The sequence below is a fragment of the Burkholderia sp. Ac-20384 genome (assembly GCF_017104605.1).
Classification (GTDB): Bacteria; Pseudomonadota; Gammaproteobacteria; order Burkholderiales; family Burkholderiaceae; genus Burkholderia; species Burkholderia lata.
Genome location: NZ_JAAGPE010000460.1, coordinates 1 through 5,081, shown reverse-complemented (window position 1 = coordinate 5,081; position 5,081 = coordinate 1). Strand labels below are relative to the sequence as shown.

3 protein-coding genes and 1 pseudogene are annotated in these 5,081 nt (G+C 70.4%); 1 reads left to right on the top strand and 3 read right to left on the bottom strand.

Going from position 1 to position 5,081, the window contains the following annotated elements:
- The coding region (locus tag G3O00_RS39725) for a helix-turn-helix transcriptional regulator (RefSeq protein ID WP_206146257.1) at nucleotides 1–2,394 on the bottom strand (2,394 nt) is incomplete at its 3' end.
- A 330-nt stretch (nucleotides 2,395–2,724) separates the two neighbouring features.
- Here G3O00_RS39725 and G3O00_RS39720 point away from each other — a divergent pair.
- Nucleotides 2,725–3,144: a nuclear transport factor 2 family protein gene (locus G3O00_RS39720; RefSeq protein WP_206146256.1), complete on the top strand. Its 420-nt coding sequence runs from the start codon at nucleotides 2,725–2,727 to the stop codon at nucleotides 3,142–3,144.
- Between the two features lie 40 nt (nucleotides 3,145–3,184).
- Here the strand turns inward: G3O00_RS39720 and G3O00_RS39715 are convergent, their stop codons facing one another.
- Nucleotides 3,185–4,849, bottom strand: a complete 1,665-nt coding sequence (locus G3O00_RS39715) for a fatty acid--CoA ligase (RefSeq protein WP_206146255.1) — start codon at nucleotides 4,847–4,849, stop codon at nucleotides 3,185–3,187.
- A 22-nt stretch (nucleotides 4,850–4,871) separates the two neighbouring features.
- Nucleotides 4,872–5,081 (bottom strand): annotated as a pseudogene (locus tag G3O00_RS39710) (hypothetical protein); the annotation flags it as partial.

Here is a 5,081-nt window from a genome sequence, read left to right as displayed (position 1 = left end):
GAACGTGCGCACGAGTCCGTTGCCTTGCCCGTTTTCGAGCGCAGGGGCGAGCACGGCCAGCGCGTCGTCTTCCTGCCCGGCCTGTTCGAGCGCGACCGCGCGCAGCACGGCGGCCTGCGCGGCGAACCAGTCGAAGCCGCGCGCGGCCAGCACGTCGTGCACGGTGGCCATGACCCCGGCGGCCTCTTCCGCGCGCGCATCGGCAAGCAACAGCCGCGCCCGCGCGGACTGCGCCATCTGCCACGTCTCGACGAAGCTCGACGCGACTTCCGGCGGTTCAGCCGACACCAGCGCCGCCAGCGCCCGCCCGACGCGATGGGCCTGCGTCAGCTTCCCCGCGCTCACATGCAGCCGCACGCCGGTCGCCATGCAGGCGACGCGCAGCCGCAGCCATTGCCGGCTGCAGGCGATGTGGTCGGCCTCGTCGAGCATCTCGTGCGCGCGGGCCTCGTTGCCCGACCGGAACTGCAGCACCGCGGCCGTCTGCATGAACCGCAGCAGCGGCCCGAGCGAACACGCCTGCATCGCGATGTCGAAACGGTCGCGCTGCGCTTCGCGCACCTTCGGCCAGTCGTTCCATTCGTAATAGATCGCGGACAGGTAGCCGGCCGACAGCGCGGTCGCCGCCGACAGCCGCCCCGCCGAGCGTTCCGCGCCGCGCAGCGCCGTCTCGAACGTCTTCGACGCATCGTGCAGGCGGCCCGCGACGAATTCGGCGAGACCGGACATGTTCTGCCGGTACACGTGCGCAAACAGCGGCTCGTGGCCCGACGCCGCGCGTTCCGCGCGTGCGCGCAGGTCGAGCGCGTCGTCGAGACGGCCCGCGTAGCCGAGCCCGAAGATGAGCGTGGTCTGCCCGATCTGCTCGACCCACGAGCCGGCCGGCGGGCCGGCCGCCAGCACGCGCTCGCCGAGCTCGAGCGACTCGATGCTCCGGTCCGACAGCCCCGCGATGAGCGAGCGAACACCAAGCAGCTCGGTCGCCGTGATCGCGTCCGTGCCGAGCCGCCGTGCAGCGATATCGGCTTCGATCGCCTCCAGCGCGCGGCGCGCGTCGACCATCTGCATCGACAGCGCCAGCGCCCACACGTGGGCGATCCGCAGCCGCAGGCGGCCCGCCAGCGCCGGCTCCGGCAGGCGCGATACCCAGTCGAGCACGGTGCGGACGTCGCTTGCGGCGATCAGCTTCATCGCGCACGCCTCGACCCAGCCGGCGGCCGCGTCGAAATCGCCGGCGGCGAGCGCATGCCTGACCGCATCCGGCCATTGCCGTTCGGCCGCGTACCACGCACTCGCGCGGCGATGCAGCGCGGCGACCTCGTCCGGCCGGCGCAACGCCAGCTCCTCGCGCAGGTATTGCAGGAACAGCGCGTGATAGCGGTAGCTCCGGCGGCCGCCGTCGACCGAGCGGATGAACAGGTTGTGCGCGCTCAGCCACTCCAGGCACGCGACAGCATCGTCGCGGCCGGTCAGCGCATCGCACAGCGCGGGCGTCATCCGGTCCAGCACGGCCGTGCAGAGCAGGAAATGACGGATCGCGTCCGGCACCTGCGTCATCACGTTCTCGTTCAGGTACGCGGCAATGCCGGCGCGCGCATGGCTGACCTGCTCGGCGACGCGCGCCGCATCGTTGTCGTCGCGCAACGCGAGCGCCGCGAGCTGCAGGCCCGACACCCAGCCTTCGGTGGCCGCGCGCAGCCGCCCGACGTTTTCCGCACTGAGCGGCTTGCCGGCGACGCGCTCGAAGAATGCGCGCGTCTCCGCTTCGTCGAAGCGCAGATCGTCCTCGTCGACCCGGACGAGCTCGTCGCGCGATTCGAAATAGCTGAGCGGCAACGCGGGCGCCGAGCGGCACGACAGCACCACGTGCAGGTTCGATGGCGCATAGCGCAGCAGCTCGAACATCGCGTCGTGGATGACGGGCGACGCGAGGCGATCGTAGTCGTCGAGCATCAGGACCAGCTCGACGCCCGCGACTTCCAGCTCGTTGAGCAATTCGTCGAACACGATCTTCAGCGGAATCAGCGCGCGGTCGCGCAGCAGCCGCTGCGCGCGGCCGCCGACCCCGCCCGTCGCGTCGACGATCGCCGCCACCACGTACGACGAGAAGATCGACGCGTTGTCGTCGTCCTGGTCGAGGCTCACCCAGGCGACCTTCACGTTCGTCGCCACGAGCGCGTGGCGCCATTCCGCCAGCACGGTCGTCTTGCCGTACCCGGCCGGCGCGCACACGAGCGTCAGCCGGCGATCGAGGCCGCGCGCGAGCCGGCCGAAGCGCGCGATGCGCGACACGATTCCACGGGCCGACGCCGGTGCGAGCTTGGTGCGCACCAGCACTTCGATCCCGTCGGCGTCCGCAGGCCCTGCTGCTTGTCTGCTGTCGCTGGACGTCATGCTGTTCCTGTTCTCCTTGCGCTGCGCGCGTGCGTCCGCCCGGAAGGCCGGGCCACGGTACGGCCCGGTGCGCGGCGCAGTGCCGCCGCGTACCGAAACAGCATAGCGACACGGCGATGGCCGTCAAAAGTAGGTGATGTCCGTACCGCGGCGCGCGCCGGTCGAACGGAAGGACTCGCATTGTTCTCGATCGGGCGGGTGCTGTTCAGCCCCCCATTCGGGGGGCTACCGCGCCGGGCAAGTCGCCCCATCCTGACCGGAAGGTGTCCTGCACAGCCGGCTCGCGCCGCGCGTGGGGACCGTTGCCTCGTTGTTCCGCCAGGAGTCCGCATGAACCGTCGCGACGTCGTCGCCGCCTTTTTCGACCGGTATCGCCAGCATGACATCGAAGGGATGCTCGCGCTCTTTTCCCCCGCTGCCGCCCTCGACTACGTGCCGGCCGGCGCGGCTGCTCGGGCGGCCACGCACGGCAGGATGATCTGGGGCACGCTGCTGGACGCATTCCCGGACCTGTCGAACGGGATCGACGCCATTCATGCGGATGATGCCGGCCGCCACGCCACCGCCGAGGTCACGATCCGCGGCACGCAGGCGCGGGACTTTATCGGCATCCGGAACCGCGGCCGGTCGTTCACGCTGCGGCACGCGTTCGTGTTCGAGTTCGATGCCGACGGCCGCATCGCGCGGCTGGCCGCCTACTGGGACAACGTCCGGCTCTTCGAGGATCTCGGCAAGACGACGCTCGGCTGAGCGGGCGCGGCGGGCGGCCGGTGCCCGGCCGGCCGCGCCGTCATGCGGGCTGGTAGCGCTCCCGCAGCGCCCGCTTGTTGATCTTCCCGACGCTCGTCTTCTCGATCGCATCGACGATCAGCAGCCGTTCCGGCACCGCGTACCGCGAGATCAGCCCGCGATCGGCTACCTGCTTCACGTGCGCCTGCAACTCGGCAGGCCCGACGCGCCCGACGTGATCGTCGGCCAGCACGACGAGCGCGAGCGGCCGCTCGCCCCAGCGCGCGTCCTTCACGCCGATGACGGCCGATTCGCGTACGGCGGGATGGCGCGACAGGATGTCCTCGAGCTCCAGTGACGACACCCATTCGCCGCCCGTCTTGATCACGTCCTTGATCCGGTCGGTGATCTGCAGCCGGCCGTCCGGATCGATCACGCCGATGTCGTTCGTATGGAGATAGCCGCCGGCCCACAACGACGCCGTTGCCGGCGCGTCGCCGAGATAGCCGGCCGTCGCCCACGGCATGCGCACGACCACCTCGCCGGCCGCGCGGCCGTCATGCGGCACGTCGCGAAACTGCGCATCGACGATGCGCAGGTCGACGAGCGGCAGCGGCAGCCCCGCCTTCGTCCGGCGCGCGAGGTCGTCGTCGGCCGTGCCGTTCGCCATCGGCGACGCATCGACCTGGGCGATCGTCATCAGCGGGCACGTTTCCGACATCCCGTAGCCGGTGTACACGTCGATGCCGCGCGCGAGTGCCGCCCGCGCAAGCCCTTCCGGCAACGGCGAGCCGCCGACGAGCACCTTCCACGACGAGAGATCGACCGATGCCGATGCGGGACAGTCGAGGATCATGCCGAGCAGCGTCGGTACGCAGTGCGAGAACGTCACCGACTCGCGCGCGATCAGCGCAACCAGCCCGTCGGGCGAGTAGCGCCCCGGGTACACCTGCTTGAGCCCGAGCGCGGTCGCGATATAAGGCAGCCCCCACGCGTGCACGTGGAACATCGGCGTGATCGGCATGTAGACATCGTCGCGATGCAGGCGCCCGCGATCGCGCGCGCCCGACAGCGCGGCCATCCCCGCCAGCGTGTGCAGCACGAGCTGGCGGTGGCTGAACGCGACGCCTTTCGGCAGCCCGGTCGTGCCGGTCGTATAGAACGTCGTCGCACGGGTGTTCTCGTCGAATTCGCCGAACACGAAATCGGGCGAACTGGCCGCGACGAGCCGTTCGTATTCGTCGGCAAAACCTTCGGGCAGCCCGGTCTCGGCGCCGTCCGCGATCAGCACGAAGCGCTGCGCGGCGACGAGCCGGTCGCGGATGCCGTCCAGCAACGGCAGGAAATCGCGATGCACCAGCACGACACGCGCGCCGCAATGGTTCAGCGTATGGAGGAGCTGGTCGGGCGACAGCCTGACGTTCGCGGTCATCAGCACCGCGCCCATCATCGGGATCGCGTAATAGCACTCCAGGTAGCGGTGGCTGTCCCAGTCCATCACGGCGACCGTATCGCCCGCGCCGACGCCGAGCGACGTCAGCCCGCTCGCGAGTTGCCCGATGCGATGCCGGAAGGTCCAGTAATCGTGCCGGACCTGGTCGCCGTACACGATCTCCTGCTCGGGCCGCGTCGCGAGCGGCGTGTGAAGCAGCTGCTTGATCAGCAGCGGATACGCATGCGCGGACGGGGCCGGCGCGTCGTGCAAATGCGGCTGTGACGGATTCATGAAGGGCTCCATAAGCGACCGGTCAGGCACGATGCCGGCCGGGCAAAGCTGCGCGCCCGCGGGCGGCACGGCCCGGGCACTTGCCGGGTCCGGTCTTCGCGAGTGCGGCCACCGCCTTGATCTCGACGATATAGCCCGGCGCGCCGCCCAGCATGTGCGCACCCACCGCCGTCCACGCCGGCTTCGGGTGCGCAGCAAGGTAGCGGTCGCGCACCTGCATGAACAGCGGCAG